Source organism: Bradyrhizobium sp. 76 (assembly GCF_023073025.1).
Classification (GTDB): domain Bacteria; phylum Pseudomonadota; class Alphaproteobacteria; order Rhizobiales; family Xanthobacteraceae; genus Bradyrhizobium.
This window is the reverse complement of the sequence record NZ_JADPIS010000064.1, coordinates 24,999-48,268: the sequence shown is the minus strand read 5'-3', so window position 1 is coordinate 48,268 and position 23,270 is coordinate 24,999. Positions and strand designations below refer to the sequence as shown.

General features: G+C 64.8%; 27 protein-coding genes. 18 read left to right on the top strand and 9 right to left on the bottom strand.

Annotation, left to right across the window (positions count from 1 at the left end; all coding sequences use genetic code 11):
- The first annotated feature begins 46 nt into the window (after positions 1–46).
- From IVB48_RS15290 to IVB48_RS15280, 3 genes are read left to right on the top strand one after another with little or no spacing between them, the layout of a single operon-like run.
- On the top strand, positions 47–835 hold the full coding sequence (locus tag IVB48_RS15290) for a heme ABC transporter permease (RefSeq protein ID WP_247400620.1): 789 nt from the start codon (positions 47–49) through the stop codon (positions 833–835).
- A complete protein-coding gene (gene ccmD / locus IVB48_RS15285) occupies positions 832–1,017 on the top strand; it encodes a heme exporter protein CcmD (RefSeq protein WP_247400619.1) in 186 nt (61 codons plus the stop codon). Before IVB48_RS15290 ends, ccmD begins: the two co-directional genes overlap by 4 nt.
- Positions 1,018–1,041: 24 nt before the next feature.
- Positions 1,042–1,638, top strand: coding sequence for a DsbE family thiol:disulfide interchange protein (locus tag IVB48_RS15280; RefSeq protein WP_247400618.1), 597 nt, complete (start codon positions 1,042–1,044; stop codon positions 1,636–1,638).
- Positions 1,639–1,830: 192 nt separating this feature from the next.
- On the opposite strand, the gene IVB48_RS15275 is transcribed toward IVB48_RS15280, so the two are convergent.
- Both IVB48_RS15275 and ftsY read right to left on the bottom strand, forming a co-directional pair.
- Positions 1,831–2,433: a septation protein A gene (locus tag IVB48_RS15275; RefSeq protein WP_007598838.1), complete on the bottom strand. Its 603-nt coding sequence runs from the start codon at positions 2,431–2,433 to the stop codon at positions 1,831–1,833.
- A 3-nt stretch (positions 2,434–2,436) separates the two neighbouring features.
- Positions 2,437–3,384, bottom strand: coding sequence for a signal recognition particle-docking protein FtsY (gene ftsY / locus IVB48_RS15270; RefSeq protein WP_027566386.1), 948 nt, complete (start codon positions 3,382–3,384; stop codon positions 2,437–2,439).
- A 60-nt stretch (positions 3,385–3,444) separates the two neighbouring features.
- Between ftsY and IVB48_RS15265 the strand changes: the two genes are divergently transcribed.
- Together IVB48_RS15265 and IVB48_RS15260 are read left to right on the top strand one after the other, a co-directional pair.
- Positions 3,445–4,146 carry an RNA pseudouridine synthase gene (locus tag IVB48_RS15265; RefSeq protein ID WP_247400617.1) on the top strand — a complete coding sequence of 234 codons (702 nt, stop codon included), beginning with the start codon at positions 3,445–3,447 and terminating at the stop codon, positions 4,144–4,146.
- 136 nt (positions 4,147–4,282) lie between these two features.
- Entirely contained in the window at positions 4,283–5,392 is a 1,110-nt protein-coding gene (locus tag IVB48_RS15260; RefSeq protein WP_247400616.1) for a DUF2336 domain-containing protein, read from the top strand.
- Positions 5,393–5,603: 211 nt separating this feature from the next.
- On the opposite strand, the gene mtaB is transcribed toward IVB48_RS15260, so the two are convergent.
- Together mtaB and dapF are read right to left on the bottom strand one after the other, a co-directional pair.
- Positions 5,604–6,857 (bottom strand): tRNA (N(6)-L-threonylcarbamoyladenosine(37)-C(2))-methylthiotransferase MtaB, encoded by a 1,254-nt coding sequence (gene mtaB / locus IVB48_RS15255; protein ID WP_247284931.1) that lies wholly within the window; start codon positions 6,855–6,857, stop codon positions 5,604–5,606.
- Positions 6,857–7,732: a diaminopimelate epimerase gene (gene dapF / locus IVB48_RS15250; protein WP_247284932.1), complete on the bottom strand. Its 876-nt coding sequence runs from the start codon at positions 7,730–7,732 to the stop codon at positions 6,857–6,859. The genes mtaB and dapF overlap by 1 nt, the downstream gene beginning before the upstream one ends.
- A gap of 219 nt (positions 7,733–7,951) precedes the next feature.
- Between dapF and IVB48_RS15245 the strand changes: the two genes are divergently transcribed.
- Together IVB48_RS15245 and IVB48_RS15240 are read left to right on the top strand one after the other, a co-directional pair.
- The gene (locus tag IVB48_RS15245) at positions 7,952–8,734 is read left to right on the top strand and encodes a GyrI-like domain-containing protein (RefSeq protein WP_247400615.1); all 783 of its coding nucleotides are present in this window, start codon (positions 7,952–7,954) and stop codon (positions 8,732–8,734) included.
- Positions 8,735–8,739: 5 nt separating this feature from the next.
- A complete protein-coding gene (locus IVB48_RS15240; RefSeq protein ID WP_247400614.1) occupies positions 8,740–9,459 on the top strand; it encodes an SIMPL domain-containing protein in 720 nt (239 codons plus the stop codon).
- Between the two features lie 42 nt (positions 9,460–9,501).
- On the opposite strand, the gene IVB48_RS15235 is transcribed toward IVB48_RS15240, so the two are convergent.
- Positions 9,502–10,566 (bottom strand): MBL fold metallo-hydrolase, encoded by a 1,065-nt coding sequence (locus tag IVB48_RS15235; RefSeq protein WP_247400613.1) that lies wholly within the window; start codon positions 10,564–10,566, stop codon positions 9,502–9,504.
- A gap of 332 nt (positions 10,567–10,898) precedes the next feature.
- Between IVB48_RS15235 and ffh the strand changes: the two genes are divergently transcribed.
- The 7 genes from ffh to IVB48_RS15200 all read left to right on the top strand — a co-directional run bounded on the left by ffh (position 10,899) and on the right by IVB48_RS15200 (position 16,839).
- On the top strand, positions 10,899–12,446 hold the full coding sequence (ffh, locus tag IVB48_RS15230; RefSeq protein ID WP_027566378.1) for a signal recognition particle protein: 1,548 nt from the start codon (positions 10,899–10,901) through the stop codon (positions 12,444–12,446).
- 86 nt (positions 12,447–12,532) lie between these two features.
- A complete protein-coding gene (gene rpsP / locus IVB48_RS15225) occupies positions 12,533–12,865 on the top strand; it encodes a 30S ribosomal protein S16 (protein ID WP_007598827.1) in 333 nt (110 codons plus the stop codon).
- Positions 12,866–12,874: 9 nt separating this feature from the next.
- On the top strand, positions 12,875–13,432 hold the full coding sequence (rimM, locus tag IVB48_RS15220; RefSeq protein WP_247400612.1) for a ribosome maturation factor RimM: 558 nt from the start codon (positions 12,875–12,877) through the stop codon (positions 13,430–13,432).
- Between the two features lie 117 nt (positions 13,433–13,549).
- On the top strand, positions 13,550–14,305 hold the full coding sequence (gene trmD / locus IVB48_RS15215; RefSeq protein ID WP_247400610.1) for a tRNA (guanosine(37)-N1)-methyltransferase TrmD: 756 nt from the start codon (positions 13,550–13,552) through the stop codon (positions 14,303–14,305).
- Between the two features lie 110 nt (positions 14,306–14,415).
- Positions 14,416–14,802 carry a 50S ribosomal protein L19 gene (rplS, locus tag IVB48_RS15210; protein ID WP_007598824.1) on the top strand — a complete coding sequence of 129 codons (387 nt, stop codon included), beginning with the start codon at positions 14,416–14,418 and terminating at the stop codon, positions 14,800–14,802.
- A 325-nt stretch (positions 14,803–15,127) separates the two neighbouring features.
- On the top strand, positions 15,128–16,534 hold the full coding sequence (gene leuC, locus IVB48_RS15205; protein ID WP_027566375.1) for a 3-isopropylmalate dehydratase large subunit: 1,407 nt from the start codon (positions 15,128–15,130) through the stop codon (positions 16,532–16,534).
- Between the two features lie 95 nt (positions 16,535–16,629).
- Complete coding sequence (locus IVB48_RS15200; RefSeq protein WP_247284939.1) at positions 16,630–16,839, top strand: hypothetical protein; 210 nt, start codon at positions 16,630–16,632, stop codon at positions 16,837–16,839.
- A gap of 122 nt (positions 16,840–16,961) precedes the next feature.
- Here the strand turns inward: IVB48_RS15200 and IVB48_RS15195 are convergent, their stop codons facing one another.
- From IVB48_RS15195 to IVB48_RS15185, 3 genes are all read right to left on the bottom strand, one after another.
- Positions 16,962–17,534, bottom strand: a complete 573-nt coding sequence (locus IVB48_RS15195; protein ID WP_247400608.1) for a hypothetical protein — start codon at positions 17,532–17,534, stop codon at positions 16,962–16,964.
- A 155-nt stretch (positions 17,535–17,689) separates the two neighbouring features.
- The gene (locus IVB48_RS15190; protein ID WP_247400606.1) at positions 17,690–17,947 is read right to left on the bottom strand and encodes a hypothetical protein; all 258 of its coding nucleotides are present in this window, start codon (positions 17,945–17,947) and stop codon (positions 17,690–17,692) included.
- Positions 17,948–17,988: 41 nt separating this feature from the next.
- Complete coding sequence (locus IVB48_RS15185) at positions 17,989–18,270, bottom strand: hypothetical protein (protein ID WP_027566372.1); 282 nt, start codon at positions 18,268–18,270, stop codon at positions 17,989–17,991.
- Between the two features lie 155 nt (positions 18,271–18,425).
- Between IVB48_RS15185 and IVB48_RS15180 the strand changes: the two genes are divergently transcribed.
- The 4 genes from IVB48_RS15180 to IVB48_RS15165 all read left to right on the top strand — a co-directional run bounded on the left by IVB48_RS15180 (position 18,426) and on the right by IVB48_RS15165 (position 21,080).
- Complete coding sequence (locus IVB48_RS15180) at positions 18,426–18,827, top strand: metallopeptidase family protein (RefSeq protein ID WP_247400604.1); 402 nt, start codon at positions 18,426–18,428, stop codon at positions 18,825–18,827.
- 89 nt (positions 18,828–18,916) lie between these two features.
- Positions 18,917–19,522, top strand: a complete 606-nt coding sequence (gene leuD, locus IVB48_RS15175; RefSeq protein WP_018459795.1) for a 3-isopropylmalate dehydratase small subunit — start codon at positions 18,917–18,919, stop codon at positions 19,520–19,522.
- A gap of 81 nt (positions 19,523–19,603) precedes the next feature.
- Positions 19,604–20,389: a capsular polysaccharide synthesis protein gene (locus tag IVB48_RS15170; RefSeq protein ID WP_247400603.1), complete on the top strand. Its 786-nt coding sequence runs from the start codon at positions 19,604–19,606 to the stop codon at positions 20,387–20,389.
- 271 nt (positions 20,390–20,660) lie between these two features.
- A complete protein-coding gene (locus tag IVB48_RS15165) occupies positions 20,661–21,080 on the top strand; it encodes a hypothetical protein (protein WP_247400602.1) in 420 nt (139 codons plus the stop codon).
- Positions 21,081–21,195: 115 nt separating this feature from the next.
- Here IVB48_RS15165 and IVB48_RS15160 read toward each other — a convergent pair whose 3' ends face one another.
- A complete protein-coding gene (locus IVB48_RS15160) occupies positions 21,196–22,872 on the bottom strand; it encodes a PAS domain-containing methyl-accepting chemotaxis protein (RefSeq protein WP_247400601.1) in 1,677 nt (558 codons plus the stop codon).
- Between the last annotated feature and the right edge of the window lie 398 nt (positions 22,873–23,270).

Sequence of the window (23,270 nt, the reverse complement as noted above, 5' to 3'; positions counted from 1 at the left end):
TTTCGTGCTGATTGCGTGAGCGCTTACCTGTGATTATCAGGATACCATGACGCTGATCGACCTCGCCAACCCCACACGGTTCCTCGCGCTGACGGCGCGGCTGCTGCCGTGGCTTGCGGCTGCGACAATCATCCTGCTCGCGATCGGGCTCTATCAGTCCGCCACCGCGCCCGACGACTATCAGCAGGGCGCGACCGTGAAGATCATGTTCATCCACGTGCCCAATGCCTGGCTGTCGATGTTCGTGTGGGGCGTGATGAGCATCGCCTCGCTGGGCACGCTGGTGTGGCGGCATCCGCTCGCCGACGTCGCCGCCAAAGCGGCTGCTCCGATCGGTGCCAGCTTCACCTTCCTTGCGCTGCTGACGGGCTCGCTGTGGGGCCGGCCGATGTGGGGCACCTATTGGGAATGGGACGCGCGGCTGACCTCGGTGCTGATCCTGTTCCTGATGTATCTCGGCCTGATGGCGCTGTGGCGCGCGGTCGACGAGCCCTCCCGCGCGGCGCGCGCCGCCGCCGTGCTGACGCTGGTCGGCGCCATCAACCTGCCCATCATCAAGTTCTCGGTCGATTGGTGGAACACGCTGCACCAGCCGGCCTCGGTGATGCGGATGGGCGGCTCGTCGCTCGACAAATCCTTTTTGATTCCGCTGCTGGTGATGGCGGTCGCGTTCACCCTGCTGTTCGTCACGCTGCATCTGGCGGCGATGCGCAACGAGATCTTGCGTCGGCGCGTGCGGTCCCTGCAGATGATGCAGGCGAGCCGTGTGGCGTTTTCAGAAGTCGGCACCGGCTCGCGCGAGGGCAGCACGTCAAAAGAAGTCGGGGCTGCATGATCATGTCGCTCGGTCCCTATGCGTCTTTCATCGTGACGTCCTATGTCGCGGCCGCCCTTGTGGTCGTGATCCTGATCGGCTGGATCGTGCTCGATTATCGTAGCCAGACACAGCGCCTGCGCGAGCTCGAGCGCAGCGGCGTGACCCGCCGCTCCGGCCGTAGCGCGACGGATCGGCCATGAGAGATCGAGCATGAGAGATCAATCATGAGCGAGCAATCGACGTCCGCTCCGCCGCAGCGCCGCACCTTCCTGATGGTGCTGCCGCTGATTGCGTTCATCGGCCTGGCGCTGCTGTTCTGGTTCCGGCTCGGCAGCGGCGATCCCTCGCGGATCCCTTCCGCGCTGATCGGACGGCCCGTGCCGCAAACCATGCTGCCGCCGCTCGAGGGATTGCAGGCTGACAACACGCAGATCCCCGGCCTCGATCCCGCTGCGTTCAAGGGCAAGGTCAGCCTCGTCAATGTCTGGGCGTCCTGGTGCGTGCCGTGCCACGACGAGGCGCCGCTGCTGACCGAATTGGCAAAAGACAAGCGCTTCCAGCTTGTCGGCATCAACTACAAGGATGCCACCGACAATGCGCGGCGCTTCCTGGGGCGCTACGGCAACCCGTTCGGCCACGTCGGCGTCGATGCCAATGGCCGCGCCTCGATCGAATGGGGCGTCTATGGCGTGCCCGAGACTTTCGTCGTCGGTCGCGAAGGCACCATCGTCTACAAGCTGGTCGGGCCGATCACGCCGGAGAACTTGCGCACGGTGCTGTTGCCGCAGATGGAGAAGGCGTTGAAGGCGGCCGGGAGCTAGCTCTGTCGTCAGTGTGAGAAGGACCCAACCCCAAACACCGCTGTCATGCCCCGGCTTGACCGGGGCATCCAGTACGCCGCAGCTCCTCCGTACCTCACGACTGTCTCTGGAATACTGGATCGCCCGGTCAAGCCGGGCGATGACAGTCGAGTATGTAGCTGCGCTGGGCTCGCAATGACGATTTGAGAGACCTTACCCCTTCCTCACATCGCCCGCCTCGGCCTCGCTCGCTTCCAGCGACGCCGGCTCGAGGTGGTAGCGCTTGGTCAGCGGCATCTGGGCGATGGCGAAGATCATGGTGATCGGCGTGACGCCGAACACCTTGAAGTTGACCCAGAAATCCGTGCTCTGGGTGCGCCAGACGATCTCGTTCAAGACCGCCATGCCGGCGAAGAACAGCGCCCAGCGTAAGGTGAGGATGCGCCAGCCCTGCGGCGTCAAATTGAACATCTGGTCGAACATGACGGCGATGAAGGAGCGGCCGAACAACAGGCCGCCGCCGAGGATCGCAGCGAACAAAGCGTAGATGATGGTCGGCTTGAGCTTGATGAAGGTCTCGTCGTGCAGCACCAGGGTCAGCGTGCCGAACACCAGCACGATGACACCGGTTACGATCGCCATGATCGGGATGTGCCGCGTCACCACATAGGAGGCGATCATCGCCGCCACGATCGCGACCATGAAGGCGCCGGTCGCGGCGAACAGGTTGAACTTCGCATTGACGAAGAAGAACACGAGCAGCGGGCCGAGCTCGGTCGCAAGCTTGAACAGGGGGTGCGGCTGGGTCTTGTCCATTCTTCAGCTTTCGATTCCGGCAATCGCGCGGGCGAAATCACGCGCGGTGAACGGCGCGAGATCGTCGACGCCTTCGCCGACGCCGATGAAATGCACCGGCAGTTTGAATTTCTCCGCGAGCGCCACCAGGATGCCGCCACGAGCGGTGCCGTCGAGCTTTGTCATCACGAGACCGGTCACCCCGGCGGTGCGATGGAAGGCCTCGACCTGCGACAGCGCGTTCTGGCCGACGGTGGCGTCCAGCACGAGCAGCACCGCATGCGGCGCAGTCGCGTCCACCTTGCGGATGACGCGCACGACCTTTTCGAGCTCGTTCATCAGCTCGGCCTTGTTCTGAAGCCGCCCGGCCGTGTCGATCAGGAGCACGTCGATGGCCTGCTCCTTCGCCGCCGTCAGCGCATTGAAGGCGAGGCTCGCCGAATCCGAGCCCTGCGCACCTGATATGACGGGCGTCTTCGTGCGTTCGCCCCAGACCTTGAGCTGCTCGATCGCTGCTGCGCGAAACGTGTCGCCGGCGGCCAGCATCACCTTGCGGCCTTCGGACGCGAATTTTTGCGAGAGTTTTCCGATGGTGGTGGTCTTGCCGGAGCCGTTGACGCCGACCACGAGGATGACGAACGGCTTCCTGCCGGCGTCGATCTCGAGCGGCTTCGCCACCGCCGCCAGCACCTTCTCGACCTCGGTCGCGACGACGTCCTTGACCTCGTCCGCCGAGATCGCCTTGTCGTAGCGTCCCGTGCCAACCGCATCCGCGATCCGCACCGCGACCGACGTGCCGAGGTCGGCGCGCAGCAGCACGTCCTCGATGTCGTCGAGCATGGCGCGGTCGAGCTTGCGCTTGGTGACGAGATCGGCGACCGCGGTCCCGAGCGAGGACGAGGTGCGCTTCAGCCCGTCGGACAGGCGGCGCCACCAGCTCAGCTTGGGGGTCTCGGGGGTGGTATCGTTCATGATGGCGGTGTGTTAGCCGTTCCCGCTCGCAAACGAAAGTCTTGACCGAAAGTCCTGCAATTGCTCGATGTTCCCGAATTGACCGCCGAAGAAATCCTGGCGCGCGTGCTCCATCGCGACGGATTGATGCTGGTCATCGACAAGCCGGCCGGCCTGCCGGTGCATCGCGGACCCAAGGGCGGTGCCAATCTGGAAACGTCCTTCGACGCGCTTCGTTTCGGCCTGCCGCGGCCGCCGGTGCTGGCCCACCGGCTGGACAAGGACACCTCGGGTTGCCTCGTGCTCGGCCGCCATCGCAAGGCGACGGCCTCGCTCGGTCTGCTGTTCAAGCATGGGAAGATCGGCAAGACCTACTGGACCATCGTCGAGGGCGGCCCCACCGAAGACGAAGGCACCATCGATATGCCGCTCGGCCGGCTGAACGCCGAACGCGGCTGGTGGCAGAAGCCCGATCCCGAGGGCCAGAAGGCCATCACCAACTGGAAGGTGATGGGCCGGGGCGACGGCCTGACCTGGCTCGCCATGGAACCGGTCACCGGACGGACCCATCAATTGCGGGTGCATGCGTCCGCGACCGGCTGGCCGATCTTCGGCGATAACATTTACGGCAACGGCCCGCGCTTCGGCGAGCCGAAGCTGCACCTGCATTCCCGCGAGATCGTGGTACCGATCTCCCGCAACAAGGAGCCGGTCCGCGTGGTGGCGCCGGCCCCACCCCACATGCACGAGCGGCTCCGCGCCTGCGGGTGGAACGGGGAGTAGCCCAGCTGCTCGCCCCTCATGGTGAGGAGGCCGCGTAGCGCTCCCTATAGTTTACGAAACGTTCAGTGCTCGTCGCTAATGATAGCGGTTGCTTAGAACAAGCTTCCGTCAATCTGCTCAGGACGAGCTGCGCGTCATGTCCACGGCCGAGTTATCGATCATCGACGAGGTCGAGTCCGCGCTTCGGACTGGCTCGGCGGAAAAGGGCCTGGCAACAGCCCGCCGCGTCACCGACCTGTTCCTGTCCTCCGCCGGCAGTTTCGACGACGAGCAGATCGCACTGTTCGACGACGTGCTCGATCGCCTGATCGGCACCATCGAGCTCCGCGCCATCGCCGACATGGGCGCGCGCGTAGCGCTCGCCGAGATCAGCGCGCAGCTCGCGCCGATCGCGCAGGCGCCGCCATCGGTCATTCGCCGGCTCGCCAACAATGACGAAATCCGCATCGCTGGTCCCGTGCTGCAGGAATCCGCGCGCCTCGATGACGGCGCGCTGGTGCAGATCGCCTCGAGCAAGGGCGAGCCGCATCTGCTCGCGGTCGCCGGACGCTGGTGGCTGAAGGAGATCGTCACCGATGCATTGCTGGCGCGGCGCTATCCCAACGTCAGCCGGCGGCTCGCCGCCAATCCCGGCGCGCGCGTGTCCGGCAACGGATTCGCCGTCATCGTCGGACAGGCCGAGGCCGACCCCGAGCTCGCGGTCAGCGTCGGCGTCCGCGTCGATCTGCCGTCAGACCTGCGTCGTCAATTGCTGCGCTCGGCAACGGACGCCGTGCGGACCCGGCTGTTGTCGCGCGCGCCGCCGCATCTGTTCGAGGAGATCCAGACCGCGATCGCAGCCGTCACCGTCGGTGTCGAGCGCGAGATGTCGGGGGTCCGCGATTTCGAAGGTGCCAAGCGCGCCGTCGCAGGCCTGAAGGCGACCGGCCAGCTCGGCGAAGCGACGCTGCTCGGCTTCGCAACGCAGCGGCGTTATGAAGAAGCGGTGGCCGCATTGGCCGCATTGTCGGGATCGACCGTCGAAGTGATTCGCCCGCTGATGCAAAGCCTGCGCGAGGACGGCCTGCTGGTGCCGTGCAAGGCGGCGCAGCTCAGCTGGGAAACCACCGCCGCCGTGCTCCAAAGCCGCTTTGCGAGCGGCGCGATGAAACCGGCCGACATCGCAAGGGCTCAAAGCCACTACGCGCGCATGACCCCGGAGAATGCGCGGCGGACGCTGCGGTTCTGGCAGGTGCGGGCGTTGTAGGCTGTTTGGGGCGCGCTGCTTCTCCACCCTCGGTGTCGTCCCGGCGAAGGCCGGGACCCATAACCACAGGGAGAAGTTTGGCGACGACGGTCCGTTACTCTGCTTGGTTGGGACAAGCACCGCGGATCACCGATAGATCACGCGGTATGGGTCCCGGCCTTCGCCGGGACGACGCTGGAGGTACAGCGCGTCGTCACTCGCCGCAACGAGGCTAAGCAGTCAGCCGCGCGCCATCACGACCGGCGATCCGCAGCGGCACGATGCGGCCCACACGCTCGCCCGCAATCGCGACTGGCAGATAATGCTCCGTCCGTCCCTGACCGTCGCTCTCGATCAGCACCTCACGCGTGGCCCCGATCTCGGCTTGCAGCCGCTGCAGAAGCGCAGCCTCACCGGCCGAGCGCAGCCGCTTCGACCGCTCCTTGATTGCGCCGCCCGCAACCTGCGGCATCCGCGCGGCCGGCGTGCCGGGACGCGGCGAATAGGGGAAGACGTGGAGGAACGTCAGGCCGCATTCCTCGACCAGGTCGAGCGAGCGCGAGAACATCTCCTCGGTCTCGGTCGGAAAGCCCGCAATGATGTCGGCGCCCAGCGCGATGTCCGGGCGCAGGCGACGGACCTGGTCGCAGAACGCGATGGCGTCGCCGCGCGTATGCCGCCGCTTCATGCGCTTCAAGATCATGTCGTCGCCGGATTGCAGCGACAGGTGCAGATGCGGCATCAGCCGCGAATCCTCAGCGATGGCATCCAACAGATCGCTGTCAGCCTCGATCGAATCGATCGAGGAGATGCGCAGGCGCCTCAGCTCCGGCACGTGCCGCAAAATCTGCTTCGTCAGCAGGCCGAGTTTCGGCGTACCCGGCAGGTCGGCGCCGTAGCTGGTGAGATCGACGCCGGTAAGCACGATCTCGGCATGGCCGCGCGCGACCAACGCCTGGACCTGATCGACCACCGCGCCCATCGGCACCGAGCGCGAATTGCCGCGCCCGAACGGAATGATGCAGAAAGTGCAGCGATGGTCGCAGCCGTTCTGCACCTGCACGAACACGCGCGGCAGGCCGCTCGCGAAGCCGTCGATGAGATGCGGCGCCATCTCCTTCACCGCCATGATGTCGCTGACGGCGATTTTTTCGCTCGCACCGAGATCGAACGCCGCACGCGCCTCGCGCCATGCGGACGACCGCATCTTGTCGTCATTGCCGACGACGCGATCTACCTCGGCCATCTCGGCGAACATGCCGCTTTGCGTCTGCGCCGCGCAACCGGTGACGACGATGCGCGCTGCCGGCCGCTCGCGTTTCAGCTTGCGGATCGACTGGCGCGCCTGCGCCACCGCTTCGTTGGTGACAGCGCAGCTGTTGATGACGATGGTATCTGAAAGGCCTGCGCCCTCGGCCTCGCGGCGGATCACCTCGGCCTCAAAGGCGTTGAGGCGGCAGCCGAAGGTGACGATGTCGACGCTCATCACCCGACCGGCGCGAACAGCGCCGGATCGAAACGGCCTTCATATTCGAAAGTCGCTGTGCCCGTCATCAGCACGTGATCGTCGCGCTCGCGCCATTCGATCCCGAGCTTGCCGCCGGGCAGCGCGATCTCGACATTGCGCTCGGCGCGCTTCAGCCGCGCCGCCGCAACCGCCGTGGCACATGCGGCCGAGCCGCAGGCCCTGGTCAGGCCGGCGCCGCGCTCCCAGGTGCGGATCGTGATCTGCTGGGGATCGACGATATGGGCGAGCGTGATGTTGGCGCGCTCCGGAAAGATCGGATGGTTCTCCAGCAGCGGACCGAAACGCTCGAGATCGTAGGCGTTGACGTCATCGACCCAGAAGATCGCATGCGGATTGCCCATGCTGACGACCGAGGGCGAATGCAGGATCGGATTGTCGATCGGGCCGATCTGCAATTCGATGTAGCGGGTGTCGCGGAATTCCTGGTCGAGCGGAATGTCCTGCCAGCCGAATTTCGGCGCGCCCATGTCCACCGTATAAAGATCCGGCGCCGGACCCTGCCAGGCATTGAGCAGGCCCGCGGCCGTCTCGAACGTCACATTGGTCTGGCCGGTCTTCTCGAAGACGCGCCGCACCACGCAGCGCATGCCGTTGCCGCAGGCGCCGGCCTCGGAGCCGTCACAGTTGTAGATGCTGATGAAAGCTTCGGTGCCGTCGAAGCGCGGCTTCTGCAGCACCATGAGCTGGTCGTAGGGCACACCGCCTCGCGCCGATGCCACCGCACGGGCGTCGTCCGGGGTGACCGTGGTGGCGGAATCGCGCATGTCGACAACGACGATCTCGTTGCCGATGCCGTTCATCTTGGCAAATGCGTGGTTGGCCAGCGCGCTCATGAAAATTCCCGAATTTCGCCTGCCTTATATGGCGATCCTTGGCCCTCTTGGCCAGTGATTTGCCGACAAGAGCCAGGACGCTGCCATGACGCATCTGTCATGGGACGAATTCGGCGCTCGCGTGTTAGAACGGCGAAATTCGCGCAACCGGGACATGCGGCCGGATTAAGGCCTCGGGGACGTAAGGCCTTGGCGGATAAGCTATTGGGGAGAATAAAAATGTTCAGGTTTCGTCGTCTCGCTTTGGCCGCGCTGATTCCGGCAGCGGCCTTGTCGTTTGGTCTGTCGGCCACGCTGGCCCAAACGCCGAGCCCGGCGCCGGCCGCATCGGCGAGCCCCTCGCCGGCCCCGTCGGCTTCGCCCTCCCCGGCCGCGAGCGCTGCACCCGTGGCCACGCCCTCGCCGGCGGCCGGCGCCTCGCCAAGCCCTTCAACGTCGCCTGCAGCGTCCCCTGCAACCTCGCCCTCGCCCGCAGCCAGTGCCTCACCGAGCCCCGCCCCGCCGCCCGCTGCAGCCGCGACGCCGGCTCCCGTGCAGACGGCTGATCCGTTCGGACAGGAGACCACGCTCGAGCCCAGGAAGGTCGTGATGGTCAAGGGCACTGCCAATTGGGACTCGGCCTTCGACACGCTGATCGACGCCTTCAAGGCGCTGAACACGCTGCTGGACAAGCAGGGCATCAAGCACGCCGGCAATTCGATGATCGTCTACACCTCGACCGACGATACCGGCTTCACCTTCCTTGCCGAGATCCCGGTCGAGCAGGACCCGAAGAACCTGCCCAAGGATATGAGCGTCGGCAAATCGCCGGAGGGCAAGGCGCTGAAATTCGTTCATCGCGGCTCCTACGACAACATGGACAACACCTATGAGGCGATCACCAATCACCTCGACGACAAGAAGCTGGAAGCCAAGGACACCTTCATCGAGGAATACCTCACCGATCCCCTGAAGACGGCCGAGGACAAGCTCGTGATCAATGTATTCGTGCCGCTGAAGTGAGACCGATGAAAAAGCCTGCCATCCTTTTGACCTCCCTTGTTACGTCCTTTGCCGCCGCGATGCTGGCAACGCCTGCGCTTGCCGACGATTTTCCGTCCGCGATTTCGGTGAGCGGCGAAGCCACGATCTCCGCCGCGCCTGATCTCGCGCAGATCGACGCCGGCGTCGCCAACGACGCCAAGTCTGCGAAGGAAGCGTCCGACGCCAACAACGCCGCGATGGGCAAGGTGCTGCTGGCGCTGAAGGGCGCAGGCATTGACGAGAAGGATTACCAGACCTCGCGGCTGTCGCTGCAGCCGCAATACGGCCAGAACAAATCCACCGGCGCCTCGCCCGTGGTCGGCTTCCGCGCGTCAAACCGCGTCACCGTGAAGATCCGCGACGTGACCAAGGTCGCCGCCATCATCGACACGCTGGTCGGCGCCGGCGCCAACGATATCGGCAACATCTCCTTCGAGGTGACGCAGGCCTCGAAACTACTCGACGATGCCCGCGAGAAGGCTGTCGCAGACGCCCGCCGCAAAGCGGAGATCTACGCCAAGGCCACCGGCGTCACGCTCGGCGCGCCGCTCAGCGTGTCCGAAGGCGGCGCCCCGATGCCGCTGTTCAAGGGACGCATGGCCGCAGCGCCGATGGCCGCAGGCGGCGCGGCCGTTGCGCCCGGCGAGGAAACGCTGGCGGTGACGGTGAATGTGAGTTGGGCGATCAAGGCGAAAGAGCAGTAGGCGCAGCTGCCGCGACAGACTCCATTGTCTGTCCCGGTGAAGCTAAATCTCCACCACCTGCCCCGGCTTCATCGCGACAAACCGCTCCTGCGGCACCTTTGCGGCGTCGAGCGCCTCGACCAAGGCCTTCGCCGGCGCATCGATGGCTTCATCGGTCAGCTGAAACGTGCCGTGATGATGCCCGAGTGCGGCTTGCGCGCCGCAATCCGCGAGCGCCTTCACCGCATCTTCCGGGTTCATGTGCTGGTCGCGCATGAACCAGCGCGGCTCGTAGGCGCCGATCGGGAGGATCGCCAGGCGTAGCGGGCCGTGCTTCTCGGCGGCTCGGCGGAAATGCCCGCCATCGCCATAGCCGGAATCGCAGACGACGTAGATTTTCCCCGCAGGCGTCTCCAGTACGAAACTCGCCCACAGCGCCTTGTTGCGATCGAACATGCCGCGCGCCGACCAGTGCCGGGTCGGCACCAGCGTCACGGCGATGCCGCCGCCGAGCTCGACGCGATCGTGCCAGTCGAACGCTTCCACCTTGATCGTCGCATCGGTGCTGCGCATCGTGACGTCATTGCCGAGCGGGGTCACCACACGCGGCGCGAAATTCTTGGCGAGCCGCGACAGCGTCGCCATGTCGAGATGATCGTAATGGCCATGCGAGACCAGCACGACATCGATCTTCGGCAGCTTGTCGAACGCAATGCCGGGATCGTTGTGCCGCTTCGGCCCGGCGAAGCTGACGGGCGAGACCCGCGTCGACCAGACGGGATCGACGAGAATATTGAGGCCGCCGGTCTGGATCAGCCAGCTGGCGTGGCCGACGAAAGAGAGCCGCACCTTGTCGCCGTCGACGCGGTCCGGCGGGGTGTCGGCATGGGGGCTCGGCGCCCAATCCGGCCAGCTCGCGCGCTGCCGCTTGCCGCCGAATTGCCAGCGCAGGACCTCCCGAAGCGATTTCGGCGGCACGCCGTCCGGATCGAAGAAGTTCAGGCCGTCGAAATGGTCGGAGACCGGGCCGTCATAGGTTTTCATGCGGGACATCCAAAGGGAGGGCACGCCGACCAATGCGCCGGCACCGGCGAGCAGTCCGAAAAGGCGGCGGCGGGTGATCGGCACGGTTCTGGCTTCAGGGACGGTCGGAGGGGCGGGACATCAAGCTGTCATATGGGCCGGCCCCGATGAAAAGGAACCCACGGCCGAAAGAACTTTGTTTTCAGTAGTTTGCTCTGGCAATGGCGCTCCGCGCCCCTAACTTTCCTTGACTTTCGGGCGGCAGCGGCGTTTAACCCGGCCACTTTCTCGGAAAGGCTTTCTTTTCGACCCGCCCACTGGCCCCAGAGGCCAGAGGCCAACGCCCGACAGCGCTGTGCGCCCTCGGGCGTAAAGGTGTTTGGATTTTCTGCTCCCTCCTCCGCGCATGCGGGCAGAGGTGAAAAAGGACAACGGCATTGTTCGACAATCTGTCGGAACGGCTTGGCGGCATTCTCGATCGTCTGACGGGGCGCGGTGCGCTGACCGAAAAGGACGTCGACGCGGCCATGCGCGAGGTGCGCCGCGCGCTGCTGGAAGCCGACGTGGCTCTCGAAGTGGTGCGCAGCTTCACCGAGCGGGTCCGCGAGCAGGCGATCGGCGCCACCGTCGTCAAGTCGGTGACCCCAGGCCAGATGGTGGTCAAGATCGTCCACGACGAGCTGATCAACACGCTCGGCGCCGAAAGCCAGACCATCGACATCAATTCCGTGCCGCCGGTGCCGATCATGATGGTCGGCCTGCAAGGCTCCGGCAAGACCACCACCACCGCAAAGCTCGCCCGTCGCATGGTCCAGCGCGACAAGCGCAAGGTGCTGATGGCATCGCTCGACATCTACCGTCCCGCGGCGATGGAGCAGCTGGCCGTCCTGGGCCGCGACCTCGACATTCCGACGCTGCCGATCGTCGCCGGCCAGCAGCCGGCGCAGATCGCGAAGCGCGCGCTCGAGGCCGGCAAGCTCGGCGGCTACGACGTCGTGCTGCTCGACACGGCCGGCCGCACCACGCTCGACGAAGAGATGATGGCGGAAGCAGCCGCGATCAAAGCCGCCGCAAATCCGCATGAAGTGCTGCTGGTGGCGGACAGCCTCACCGGCCAGGACGCCGTCAACCTCGCGCGCGCCTTCGACGAGCGCGTCGGCCTCACCGGCATCGTACTGACACGAGTCGACGGCGACGGCCGGGGCGGCGCCGCGCTGTCGATGCGCGCGGTGACCGGCAAGCCGATTAAGCTGCTCGGCACCGGTGAAAAGACGGACGCGCTGGAGGATTTCCATCCCGACCGTATCGCCGGCCGCATCCTCGGCATGGGCGACGTGGTGTCGCTGGTCGAACGCGCTGCCGCCAACATCGATGCCGAAAAGGCTGCGCGCACCGCCGAGCGGATGCGCAAGGGTCAGTTCGACCTCAACGACATGCGCGAGCAGCTGTCGCAGATGGCCAATATGGGCGGCATCAGCGGCCTGATGGGCATGATGCCCGGCATCGCCAAGATGAAGAACCAGATCGCGGCCGCCGGCATCGACGACAAGATCTTGAAGCGCCAGGTCGCGGTGATCGATTCCATGACACGCGACGAGCGACGTCATCCCGATTTGCTCAAGGCCAGCCGCAAGAAGCGCATCGCCGCAGGTTCCGGCCAGAGTGTCGAGCAGGTCAACAAGCTGCTCAAGATGCACCGGAACATGGCCGACATGATGAAGGCCATGGGCTCCGGCAAGCGCGGTCCGCTCGCCGGCATCGCGCAGGCGATGGGCTTTGGCGGCGGTATGAAGCCGCCTTCGCCGGAAGAGATGAAGGCGCTGCAGGAAAAGATGCAGGGTGGCGGCGGACAAGGTCTGCCCAGCCTGCCGAAGGATTTACCTGCCGGGCTGCGCCAGGGTCTGCCGAACGTTCCGGGCCTGACCGGGCTGAGCGGCAAGCCGATGCTGCCGGGTCTCGGCGGTTTCCCCGGCAAGAAGAAATGAGGAATTCGTCGCGGGAGATCGCAACGGTCTCGCGCAACGCGGAATACCAATCAACCGAACAAAACGTACTTTGAAGGAGAACTTAGATGTCCGTCGTTATCCGTCTCGCCCGCGCCGGCACCAAGAAGCGCCCCGTCTATCACGTCGTCGTCGCCGATTCGCGCTTCCCCCGCGATGGCCGCTTCATCGAGCGTCTCGGCTATTTCAACCCGCTGCTGCCGAAGGACAACGAGACCCGTCTGAAGCTCGACATGGACAAGGTGAAGGCCTGGCTCGCCAAGGGCGCGCAGCCGTCGGACCGTGTGTCGCGCTTCCTCGACGCCGCCGGCGTCAAGAAGCGCGAAGTGCGCAACAATCCGGAGAAGGCCGTGCCGCGCAAGGAGCGCAAGGCGCAGGCCGAAGCCGCCGCGAAGGGTTAAGGCCAGATCATGCCGGCGCTGGTCTGCGTCGCGCGGATCGGCGCCGTGCATGGCGTGCGCGGCGCGGTCAAACTGTGGACCTTCACCGAAGATCCCTTTGCCGTGCGGAGCTACGGCCTGCTCTCGTCCAAGGACGGCAAGCGCCAGTTCGAGGTCGCAACGGCGCGCGCGGCCAAGGATCATCTGGTTGCGACATTCAAGGGCGTCACGACCCGCGATGACGCCGAGCGCCTCAACGGCATCGAGCTCTACGTCGCGCGCGAAAAACTGCCCGCGACGGACGAGGGCGAATATTACCACACCGATCTGATCGGGCTCGCCGCCGTCACTACTGCCGGCGATGCGCTCGGCCGCGTGCTCGCGATCCACAATTTCGGCGCCGGCGACATTATCGAGATCGCGCCGCCCACAGGCACTACGATGCTGCTGCCGTTCACGGACGCGGCGGTGCCGGAGGTCGACATCGCAGGCGGCCGCGTCGTGATCGCGCTGCCGCAGGAAATCGAGGCAGAGGACACGGAGGAGGATTCCTCCCCGAGTCGTCCGGGCGAAGGCCGGGACCCATAACCACAGGCCAGAATTTTTGGCTAAGCTGATCGCTCCAGCCGTCGCAAAACGAAGTGCGGTGGTTATGGGTCCCGGATCTGCGCTCTGCTTGTCCGGGACGACAATAATTGAGATCCAATGACCACCTCCTCACCCTGGCGCGCGACGGTGCTGACGCTGTTTCCGGAAATGTTTCCGGGGCCGCTGGGCGTGAGCCTGGCCGGCCGGGCGCTGGCTGGCGGGCTCTGGGAGCTGGAGGCGCGGGACATCCGGGCCTCGGCCACCGACCGCCACCGCAGCGTCGATGACACCCCGGCCGGCGGCGGGCCGGGCATGGTGCTACGGGCCGATGTTTTGGCGGCAGCCATCGATGCCGCCGGGATTGGCCCGAACCGGCCGAAACTGCTGATGAGCCCGAGGGGTCGGCCATTGACCCAGGCCCGCGTCCTGGAGCTCGCCAAGGGTCCGGGTCCCCTGATCGTCTGCGGGCGGTTCGAGGGAGTGGACCAGCGGGTGATCGACGGGCGGGGTCTGGAGGAGGTCTCGATCGGCGATTACGTGCTCTCGGGTGGTGAAATCGCAGCCCTGGCCCTGATCGACGCCTGTGTTCGGCTGCTGCCGGGCGTGATGGGCAAGGAAGCCTCGGGAACCGAGGAAAGCTTTTCGGACGGTCTCCTCGAATACCCCCAGTACACCCGGCCGCAGCTGTTCGAGGGAACCCCGATCCCGGAGATCCTGACCTCCGGCGACCATGCCAAAGTCGCCAGCTGGCGGCGGGCGGAATCCGAGGCCCTGACGGCGGCCCGGCGACCGGATTTGTGGGCCCAGATCCCGAGCAAAGTCCCGAATCGGGCCGGACGCCAAAAAACGCCAAAAAACAAGACAGACGGGTGACAAACGCTCCGGCTTGCCTTATAGCAGCGGCCACATCCGCAATGGCTGGATAAACGAATTTCGCGCAGCCCCCGTTTTCCAAGGCTGGGCGCGCCGATGGAGATTTACCCATGAACCTGATCCAACAGCTCGAAAAAGAGCAATTCGACAAGCTCTCCGCCAACAAGGAGATTCCGGAATTCGGCCCCGGCGACACCGTGATCGTCAACGTGAAGGTCGTCGAAGGCGACCGCACCCGCGTGCAGGCCTATGAAGGCGTTTGCATCGGCCGTTCCGGCGGCGGTCTCAACGAGAGCTTCACGGTGCGCAAGATTTCGTACGGCGAAGGCGTGGAGCGCGTGTTCCCGGTGATGTCGCCGATGATCGACTCGATCAAGGTGGTGCGCCGCGGCAAGGTGCGTCGTGCCAAGCTCTATTACCTCCGCAACCTTCGCGGCAAGTCGGCCCGCATCGTCGAGAAGAAGCAGGACCGCCCGGCTGCTGCCGTCAACGAGTAAGCTCGGCTTACAGGCGAGTTATCGAGAGCGCGGGGCCAAACCCCGCGCTTTTTTGTTGCGTCAGCCGTGCGCGTCAAAGCCCTCGCGATTTCAATTCGGCCTGCTATATATTCTTGGAATGTTTCCAGATTTGACCAGCCTCTCGCCCGTCAAGCGCGTCGTCATCGACGATCGCTCGCGGCTGCCCGGCCGGTTCTTCGGACGCTTCGCGACCTCGGCAACGTCAGAGCTTACGCGCGCAGCCTGAAAGCTGCGCTGACGATTTTGTTGCCCCGCGCGCCAGCCGCGCAACCCGCTCTACACAACATTCCTGGAGCTGACGCTCATGTCCAAGCCGACCACATTGTACGACAAGATCTGGAACGACCATCTGGTGCACGAAGCCGAGGACGGCACCTGCCTGCTCTATATCGATCGCCATCTGGTGCACGAGGTCACTTCACCGCAGGCGTTCGAAGGCCTGCGCGCCACCGGCCGCAAGGTCCACGCGCCGGAGAAGACGTTGGCCGTCGTCGATCACAACGTGCCGACCACCGACCGCACCAAGCCGAACCCCGACCCTGAAAGCATCGAGCAGATCAAGGCACTGGCCGACAACGCCAAGGAATTCGGCATCGAATATTACGACGAGTTCGACAAGCGTCAGGGCGTCGTCCACGTCATCGGTCCCGAGCAGGGCTTCACGCTGCCCGGCACCACCATCGTCTGCGGTGACAGCCACACCTCGACGCATGGTGCGTTCGGCGCGCTCGCGCACGGCATCGGCACGTCGGAAGTCGAGCATGTGCTGGCGACGCAGACGCTGATCCAGAAGAAGGCGAAGAACATGCGCGTCACCGTCGATGGCAAATTGCCTGACGGCGTGACGGGCAAGGACATCATCCTCGCGATCATCGGCGAGATCGGCACCGCGGGCGGCACCGGCTACGTGCTCGAATACGCCGGCGACGCGATCCGTGCGCTCAGCATGGAAGGCCGCATGACGGTCTGCAACATGTCGATCGAAGGCGGTGCGCGCGCCGGCCTGGTCGCGCCGGACCAGAAGGCGTTCGACTTCTTGCGCGGCCGCCCGAAGGCACCGAAGGGCGCGGATTGGGACGCCGCGATGCGTTACTGGGAGAAGTTGCGCTCGGACGAGGGCGCGCATTTCGACCACGAGCTGCGGCTCGATGCAGCGAAGCTGCCGCCGATCGTGACCTGGGGCACTTCGCCTGAGGACGTCATCTCGGTCACCGGCAGCGTGCCCGATCCCGACAAGATCGCGGACGAGGCCAAGCGTCTCTCCAAGCACCGTGCCTTGAAATACATGGGCCTGACCGCGGGGACGAAGATCACCGACATCAAGCTCGACCGCATCTTCATCGGCTCCTGCACCAACGGCCGGATCGAGGATCTGCGCGCCGCCGCCAAGATCGCGGAAGGCAAGCAGGTCGCAGGCGGCGTCAACGCCATGGTCGTGCCGGGCTCCGGCCTCGTGAAGGAGCAGGCCGAGGCTGAAGGTCTGGACAAGATCTTCATCAAGGCCGGCTTCGAATGGCGCGAGCCCGGTTGCTCGATGTGCCTCGCGATGAACCCCGACAAGCTGGCTCCCGAAGAGCGCTGCGCCTCGACCTCGAACCGCAACTTCGAGGGCCGCCAGGGCTTCAAGGGCCGGACCCATCTGGTGTCGCCGGCGATGGCCGCAGCCGCGGCGATCGCCGGTCACTTCGTCGACATCAGGGAGTGGCGGTAAGCCGCTCCCTGCAATTTGAGCGATCGCGGCAAACCGCCGTTAATCGGCAGCGCCGACACTGCGTCCTCGCGAGGGTTTTGCGAGGACAGGAGCTCATGGCCGGCAAGCCTGAATATGTCGATCTGATCAGCGCGGCGACGCCCCAGCACCGGCGGCGCGCGGCACCGCTGCGCATGGTCGCCAAGCCCGAGGTCGAGGAGGCCTCAAAGCTCAGCCGCTGGCCGCCGGCGATGTTCAAGCAATGGAAGCTGGAGAACCTCACGCGCTGGACGTCGGCGACGTGGAAACTGAAGGATTGGATTTAGGCCACATCCTCCGTCATGCCCTTGCTTGTCCCGGGCATCCACGAACTTTCTGCACAAGCCCAATAACGTGGATGGCCGGGACAAGCCCGGCCATGACGCGTGCGGAGCTAGCAGCACTCAAATCACCAATAGCGGTACGGATGGTGCCAGCGATGCCAGCGGCAGACGCGGCGCGGACCGTAATAGGTCCAGATGACCCGACAGCGGCGCGGATGGCTGTAATAGGGATAGTAGCCGCCATAGTAGCGCCGGTGGAAATGGCGATGGCCGTAATAGGCGGGGCGATAGATGCCGTAGCGATGGAATCCGCCTCCGCCATAGTGGCGAACTCCGCCGTAGCGATAGCCGCCGCCATGAAAGGCGGGCGCGGCGCGGAAGCCACCCGCGTGGAAACCACCGCCGCGGAAGCCACCGATATGCCCTCCGCCGCCGTGGAAGCCGCCTCCACCGTGGAAGCCGCCGCCACCATGGAAGCCGCCGCCATGACCGCCACCACCATGTCCACCGCCGCCGCCGCCGTGGCGAACCGGGATCACATCGCCACTTGCGGCCTTCGCCGCAGGCAACGCCGTCGGATTGATCGGGGTCATCGCCTCGGCAGGACGCGTGGTCCCGGCCGACAGCATCAGCGTGGCAGCAGCCGCAATCCCGAGCAAGCGCATCGGGCTTGCCGTGAGACCCAATATTCTCAGCATCGACTTCTCCCTGAATCTGGACAGCGGAGTTGCGACGCTCGCTCCCGGCGCGCGTCATCCCTGTTCATTGGCAGTCGCTCCCAAGATTAAATTAGGGACAGCGACGTGAATGCCTCATGAATGAACGACGGGCCCGGCGTCGCGCCGCGACGTCGTCACCAGGGCCCGAAGCCGAGCACGAACGGTGCCGGCACGCCGTAAGGATAAGGACGGTAGTAGACAGGCCGCGCGTAGTAATGCGGATCAGGACGCGGGGCGTATCGCGCGACGTCGGACCGCACATGTCGGCGCCCGTCGAACACCGCGCGCCCGGCCGACGCATCAGGCAGCTTCGTCACCCTGTGCGCAGCGGACGCGTGAGACAGGCCTGCGGCAAGCCCGACGGCAACCGCCAATGCGAACCATCTCGTCATGACGACCTCCGCCTCAGGCGCGCGACGGCATCGCGCTCGTATCAGCCCCGGCGCCAGTAGCAGCTCATATGCGGCACGATCACCGTGCCGCTGGGGCGATATTCCTGCACATAGGTGGCGTTGCACTCGCGGACCGCATCGGGACCGGGATTGTAACGGGGATAGACGCCATCCGGACTGTAATAGGGCGTGACGCGCAGGCGCGCCGGGGCCCGCTTGCGCGGCGGCGGGAGATCGTTTCGTGAGGCCGCCTGGGCGAGCCTGATCCCGGGAGCCGCGGTCTGGGCCTCCGCGCCAACGCAAAACTGCGAAAACAACCCCATGCACAGTAGCGTCAGCGCTGTTTTCGCTCGCATTTTTCCGCCCATTTGAACGTCCACTTCGAGGCCCTACGCTCCCCGTTTTGACGGCGCCCGTCAACCTCGTCGCGCTTATAAAGCCGGATGCATCGCCGCGAAACCCACGCTATGACAAGCCCATGTGGACGGAATTGAAAGCGCCCTCGCTGGCCGAGATGGAAGCGATGGCGCGCGAAGTGTTCGAACGCCTGCCGGCGGAGTTTCGAAGGCTGTGCGAGGGCGTGATCATCCGCGTCGACGACTTCCCGACCGAGGAGGTCCTGGACGAGATGGCATGCGAGAGCGAGTTCGACCTGCTCGGCCTGTTCCAGGGCGTCGGCCTGCCGCAGCAGAGTTTTGGCGACGTGGCGCGGCTGCCCAACATGGTCTGGCTCTACCGCCGGCCGATCCTGGACTATTGGGCCGAGCACGATGAAAGCCTCGGCCATATCGTCCGCCACGTCCTGATCCACGAGATCGGCCATCATTTCGGCCTGTCGGACGACGATATGGCCGCGATCGAGGCTCAAGAGCCCGGTTAGGCAGACGAGATCTGCCGAATTCGGCCTAGGATTTCCGCGCCAATCGCGATAAATACCGGTTCCCTAGACCATCCCGGGAAATCGCAACCATGGACAAGTTCACCACGCTGGAAGGCGTCGCGGCGCCGCTGAAGATCATCAATGTCGACACCGACATGATCATTCCGAAGCAGTACCTCAAGACCATCAAGCGCACCGGCCTTGGCAAGGGGCTCTTCTCCGAGCAGCGCTACAAGGACGACGGCAGCGAGAATCCGGATTTCGTCCTCAACCAGCCCGCCTATCGCAATGCGAAGGTGCTGGTCGCCGGCGACAATTTCGGCTGCGGCTCGAGCCGCGAGCACGCGCCCTGGGCGCTGCTCGACTTCGGCATCCGCTGCGTGATCTCGACCTCGTTCGGCGACATCTTCTACAACAACTGCTTCAAGAACGGCATTCTGCCGATCCGGGTGGCCCAGGAAGACCTCGACAAGCTGTTCGACGACGCCGAGCGTGGCGCCAACGCGACGCTGACGATCGACCTGCCGAACCAGGAGATCCGCGGTCCCGACGGCGGCAAGGTCAAGTTCGAGATCGACCCGTTCCGCAAGCACTGCCTGATCAACGGCCTCGACGACATCGGCCTGACGATGGAGAAGAAGGCCTCGATCGACACCTATGAGGACAAGCTCAAGCGCGAACGCGCCTGGGCCTGATCTCGAGTTTTTGTTTGAGCCCCGGTGCTGACAGCGCCGGAGCTTTTTCTTTGCCAGCGTTGTCCTCTATAGCTTGCGCCCATGCTGCCCGACATCGTCACCTTCTGGCACGGCCCAATGGACGCCCTGCGCCAGACCTGTCTGCGCTCGCAGCTGGCTGCCGGCCACAAGGTCACGGTCTACGGTTTCGACACCATTCCCGGCCTGCCCGCCGGCGTCGGCAACGCGGATGCCGAGGCGATCCTCCCGCATGCGTTCTCCGAACGATTGCGACCGCCGCAGCCGGACGGCAGCTGGCGCGACTGGACCACGCTTCAGTTCAGCGACTTCTTCCGCATGAAGCTGATGGCAAAAGGCCTCGGCCTCTGGCTCGACGCCGATGTGCTGCTGCTCAAGTCCGTCGAGATCAATCCGGCAAAGCCCTACTTTGCGTGGGAGCGGCCACGCCAGCTCGGCAATTCCGTGATCTACCTTCCACCCGAACACGGCATCGTTGCCGCTTTCGAAGAGCTGATGGAGCAGGACGAGCTGACGCCGTACTGGCTGTCGCTGCGCCATCGCGTCACGTTTGCGATGCGCCGCCTGTGCGGCGGCTCGAACCGCCTCTCCGACATCCGCGTTGCGATCTTCGGGCCGGCGGCACTCACCGCGCTCGCGCGCCGCACCGGCGAGCTGCACTGCGCGTTGCCGAAGCAATCGTTCTACGCCGTGCATGCCGAACCAAAGCTGTTCTTCGATCCATCGAGCTATCTCGGCCTCGTCACCGACCGCGACGTCATCGGCCTGCACATCTCGCCCAAGGGTCGCGGCGGCGAGAAACCGATCCCGGGCAGCCTGTATGCGTGGGCGGCGGAGCGGTTCGGCTGACTGCCGCGCAAGGGGTGCGCTCCCTCTCCCGCTTGCGGGAGAGGGTTGGGGAGAGTGTGTCTACACAACGGGACAATCTCCTAGAGGAGAGAGCCCTCACCCGGCGCGCGGAACGATGCTTCGCATCGCCCGGGCGCGCCGACCTCTCCCGCAAGCGGGAGAGGTGCAGCGGAGCTCGGGGCTCCCTCATCGCAATTTGATCCAGCGCAACGCGCACCTGCACCATTGTGCCTAATCTCGCTCCAATTCAGCCGTTCGAATGGAGCTTCGCATGAGCACCGCAACCAGGCCTTATCCCATTGTCCAGGACCTCATCGAGTCCTTTGCAAGCTGGCTGAAGCATCGCCGCGAGCTGAACGAGATCCGGCAGCTCGACCGCGCCGATTTCGATCGCATCGCGCAAGACTTGCGGATCGCGCCTGACGATCTCGAAGAGCTGGTTCGCCACGGCAAGCACGCCGCCGACGAATTGCCGAAGATGCTGGAGCAGCTCGGCATCAGCGCCGAAGGGCTCGGCCGCGCGCATCCGCTGCTGCTGCGCGACATGGAGCGGGTCTGCGCGCTTTGCAGCCACAAGGGTCAGTGCGATCGCGAGCTAGCCCACGGCACCGCCGTGCAGAACTACCACGGCTTCTGCGCCAATGCGTCGACGCTGGAGTCGCTCGATCGCGCCGATCACGCGTTGCGCTGAGGCACGCGGATCTCCTGCCTTAGCGCCGCTCTCCTCGGCCGCCAGCCGTTCCGACTGGCGTTCGACTACCGGCCTTGCAAATCCCGTAACAGACCGTCAACGCGGTCCGCGCAGATCAGGCACTGGTGGCCATCGCCGCGGCTTCCGCTGCGGCGCGCTGCATGCTGGTCGACATCTCGTTTGTCACGGTGCTTTGCTCTTCGATGGCCGCGGCCGTCGACGTCACATATTCGCTGACGTTGTTGATGGCCGTCTTGATCGAAGCAAGGGCGGTGACGACGTCGCCGGAGATGCCGTTGAGGCTGCCGATCGCGGCGCCGATCTTGTCAGTGGCCTGCTTGGCCTGGTTAGCGAGGCTCTTGACCTCCGAGGCCACCACCGCAAAGCCCCGACCGGCTTCGCCGGCGCGGGCGGATTCGATGGTGGCGTTAAGGGCCAGGAGGTTGATCTGGCCGGTGATGTTGTTGATGAGCTCGACGATCCCGCTCATCGCCAGCGCTGCTTCGGTGAGGCGCTGGGCCTGGGCGTCGGCGGCGGCGACCTGATCCACCGCGCTCATCGCGGTATCGCGGGATTTGGTCATGGCTTCCGAAATTTCGCGCACTGAGGCGTTCAGCTCCTCGGAGCCTGCGGCAACAGACTCCATCATGCCGCGAACGCGCTCGTTGCCCATGCGGACCAGCACCTGCTTCGTGACGTCGGTCGCATATTTCACGACCTTGAACGGCTTGCCGTTGAGATCCATGATCGGGTTGTAGGAAGCCTGGATGTAGACCTCCTTGCCGCCCTTGCCGATGCGCTTGTATTCAGCCGCCTGGTACTGACCGCGGTTGAGCGCCGCCCAGAACTCGCGATAGCCGTTGCCATCGCGCTCCGAGGGCTCGACGAACATGCTGTGGTGCTTGCCCTTGATCTCCGCCAGCGAATAGCCGAGCGCACCGAGGAAGTTCTCGTTCGCGGTGACGATCGTGCCGTCCATGTTGAACTCGATCACGGCCTGGGCCTTCTCGATGGCCGCGATCTGGCCCGCAAGGTCGGCATTCTTCAGCTTCTCCGCCGTGACGTCGGTCGCGAACTTGGCGACACCGAACGGCTTGCCGTTCTCGTCGAGTAGCGGATTGTAGGAGGCGAGGATCCAGACCTCGCGGCCGCCCTTGCCGATCCGCTTGAATTCGCCCGCCTGGTATTCGCCGCGGTTGAGCTTGGCCCAGAGCTCGCGATAGGCCGTGCCGTTGCGCTCGGCCTCGGCGATGAACATGCTGTGATGCTTGCCCTCGATTTCGGGCAACGAATAGCCAAGCGCCTTGCAGAAATTCTCGTTGGCAGTGACGATGGTGCCGTCGAGCTTGAACTCGACTACGGCCTGGGCCCGGCCAACGGCGGCGATCTTCGAAGCGTCCGCCATGCTGCGGATCTTCTTCTCGGTGATGTCGGTCGCAATCTTGGCGACCATCACTGTCTTGCCGTTGCCGTCGAGCACGGGATTGTAGGATGCTTCGATCCAGACCTCGCGGCCGCCCTTCGCGATCCGCTTGAACTCGCGCGCCTGGTACTCGCCACGGTTCAATGCGGCCCAGAACGCCTTGTACTCGGTGCTGTCGCGCTGGTCGACGGGCACGAACATGGAATGATGCTTGCCCTGGAGCTCGTCGAGCCGATAGCCGAGCGCATCGAGAAAATTCTTGTTGGCCGTGATGATGGTCCCATCAAGGTTGAATTCGATCATGGCTTGCGAGCGGCCGATTGCCTCAATCTGAGCTTGTGCATCGACGCGGGATTTACGACCGAACATTTCATCGCTCCGAAATTGATGCTTCGCCTGCAGCGCATGCGCTTCCAAACGATTGCAGCATTCATGGTTTCGCTCGGAATCTCGAGAGGACCAACTGTGTGTCCGCTGTGCGACCCGGCACATGAAGGAGGTATACGAATCGAATTATCAGGGCATTTGTCCGACCGAAGACACAATGGCCGGATTCTGCCAAAGCGATAGCCGGACGGAGACATCCCGAGCCTCGTTCAGACGCCGAGGAGGCCATCGCGCCTGAATTGCGGACGCCGGCCCAAGATCGTTATCGGTATTCGGCAACGGGCCGGCATCGATCGCCCTCGCCTCGGCTCGGGGTGATCCGTTGGCGCAAGAAAAACGTTTAGGCATTGCGTCGGCTCTCCAGACAATTTGTCGCAGCG

What these genes read in the sequence shown, in the direction of transcription:
- IVB48_RS15290 (WP_247400620.1), top strand. Translation starts at nt 47, where the DNA reads ATGACGCTGATCGACCTCGCCAACCCCACACGGTTCCTCGCGCTGACG.
- ccmD (WP_247400619.1), top strand. Translation starts at nt 832, where the DNA reads ATGATCATGTCGCTCGGTCCCTATGCGTCTTTCATCGTGACGTCCTAT.
- IVB48_RS15280 (WP_247400618.1), top strand. Translation starts at nt 1,042, where the DNA reads ATGAGCGAGCAATCGACGTCCGCTCCGCCGCAGCGCCGCACCTTCCTG.
- IVB48_RS15275 (WP_007598838.1), bottom strand. Translation starts at nt 2,433, where the DNA reads ATGGACAAGACCCAGCCGCACCCCCTGTTCAAGCTTGCGACCGAGCTC.
- ftsY (WP_027566386.1), bottom strand. Translation starts at nt 3,384, where the DNA reads ATGAACGATACCACCCCCGAGACCCCCAAGCTGAGCTGGTGGCGCCGC.
- IVB48_RS15260 (WP_247400616.1), top strand. Translation starts at nt 4,283, where the DNA reads ATGTCCACGGCCGAGTTATCGATCATCGACGAGGTCGAGTCCGCGCTT.
- mtaB (WP_247284931.1), bottom strand. Translation starts at nt 6,857, where the DNA reads ATGAGCGTCGACATCGTCACCTTCGGCTGCCGCCTCAACGCCTTTGAG.
- dapF (WP_247284932.1), bottom strand. Translation starts at nt 7,732, where the DNA reads ATGAGCGCGCTGGCCAACCACGCATTTGCCAAGATGAACGGCATCGGC.
- IVB48_RS15245 (WP_247400615.1), top strand. Translation starts at nt 7,952, where the DNA reads ATGTTCAGGTTTCGTCGTCTCGCTTTGGCCGCGCTGATTCCGGCAGCG.
- IVB48_RS15240 (WP_247400614.1), top strand. Translation starts at nt 8,740, where the DNA reads ATGAAAAAGCCTGCCATCCTTTTGACCTCCCTTGTTACGTCCTTTGCC.
- rpsP (WP_007598827.1), top strand. Translation starts at nt 12,533, where the DNA reads ATGTCCGTCGTTATCCGTCTCGCCCGCGCCGGCACCAAGAAGCGCCCC.
- rimM (WP_247400612.1), top strand. Translation starts at nt 12,875, where the DNA reads ATGCCGGCGCTGGTCTGCGTCGCGCGGATCGGCGCCGTGCATGGCGTG.
- trmD (WP_247400610.1), top strand. Translation starts at nt 13,550, where the DNA reads ATGACCACCTCCTCACCCTGGCGCGCGACGGTGCTGACGCTGTTTCCG.
- rplS (WP_007598824.1), top strand. Translation starts at nt 14,416, where the DNA reads ATGAACCTGATCCAACAGCTCGAAAAAGAGCAATTCGACAAGCTCTCC.
- leuC (WP_027566375.1), top strand. Translation starts at nt 15,128, where the DNA reads ATGTCCAAGCCGACCACATTGTACGACAAGATCTGGAACGACCATCTG.
- IVB48_RS15200 (WP_247284939.1), top strand. Translation starts at nt 16,630, where the DNA reads ATGGCCGGCAAGCCTGAATATGTCGATCTGATCAGCGCGGCGACGCCC.
- IVB48_RS15195 (WP_247400608.1), bottom strand. Translation starts at nt 17,534, where the DNA reads ATGCTGAGAATATTGGGTCTCACGGCAAGCCCGATGCGCTTGCTCGGG.
- IVB48_RS15190 (WP_247400606.1), bottom strand. Translation starts at nt 17,947, where the DNA reads ATGACGAGATGGTTCGCATTGGCGGTTGCCGTCGGGCTTGCCGCAGGC.
- IVB48_RS15185 (WP_027566372.1), bottom strand. Translation starts at nt 18,270, where the DNA reads ATGGGGTTGTTTTCGCAGTTTTGCGTTGGCGCGGAGGCCCAGACCGCG.
- IVB48_RS15180 (WP_247400604.1), top strand. Translation starts at nt 18,426, where the DNA reads ATGTGGACGGAATTGAAAGCGCCCTCGCTGGCCGAGATGGAAGCGATG.
- leuD (WP_018459795.1), top strand. Translation starts at nt 18,917, where the DNA reads ATGGACAAGTTCACCACGCTGGAAGGCGTCGCGGCGCCGCTGAAGATC.
- IVB48_RS15170 (WP_247400603.1), top strand. Translation starts at nt 19,604, where the DNA reads ATGCTGCCCGACATCGTCACCTTCTGGCACGGCCCAATGGACGCCCTG.
- IVB48_RS15165 (WP_247400602.1), top strand. Translation starts at nt 20,661, where the DNA reads ATGAGCACCGCAACCAGGCCTTATCCCATTGTCCAGGACCTCATCGAG.
- IVB48_RS15160 (WP_247400601.1), bottom strand. Translation starts at nt 22,872, where the DNA reads ATGTTCGGTCGTAAATCCCGCGTCGATGCACAAGCTCAGATTGAGGCA.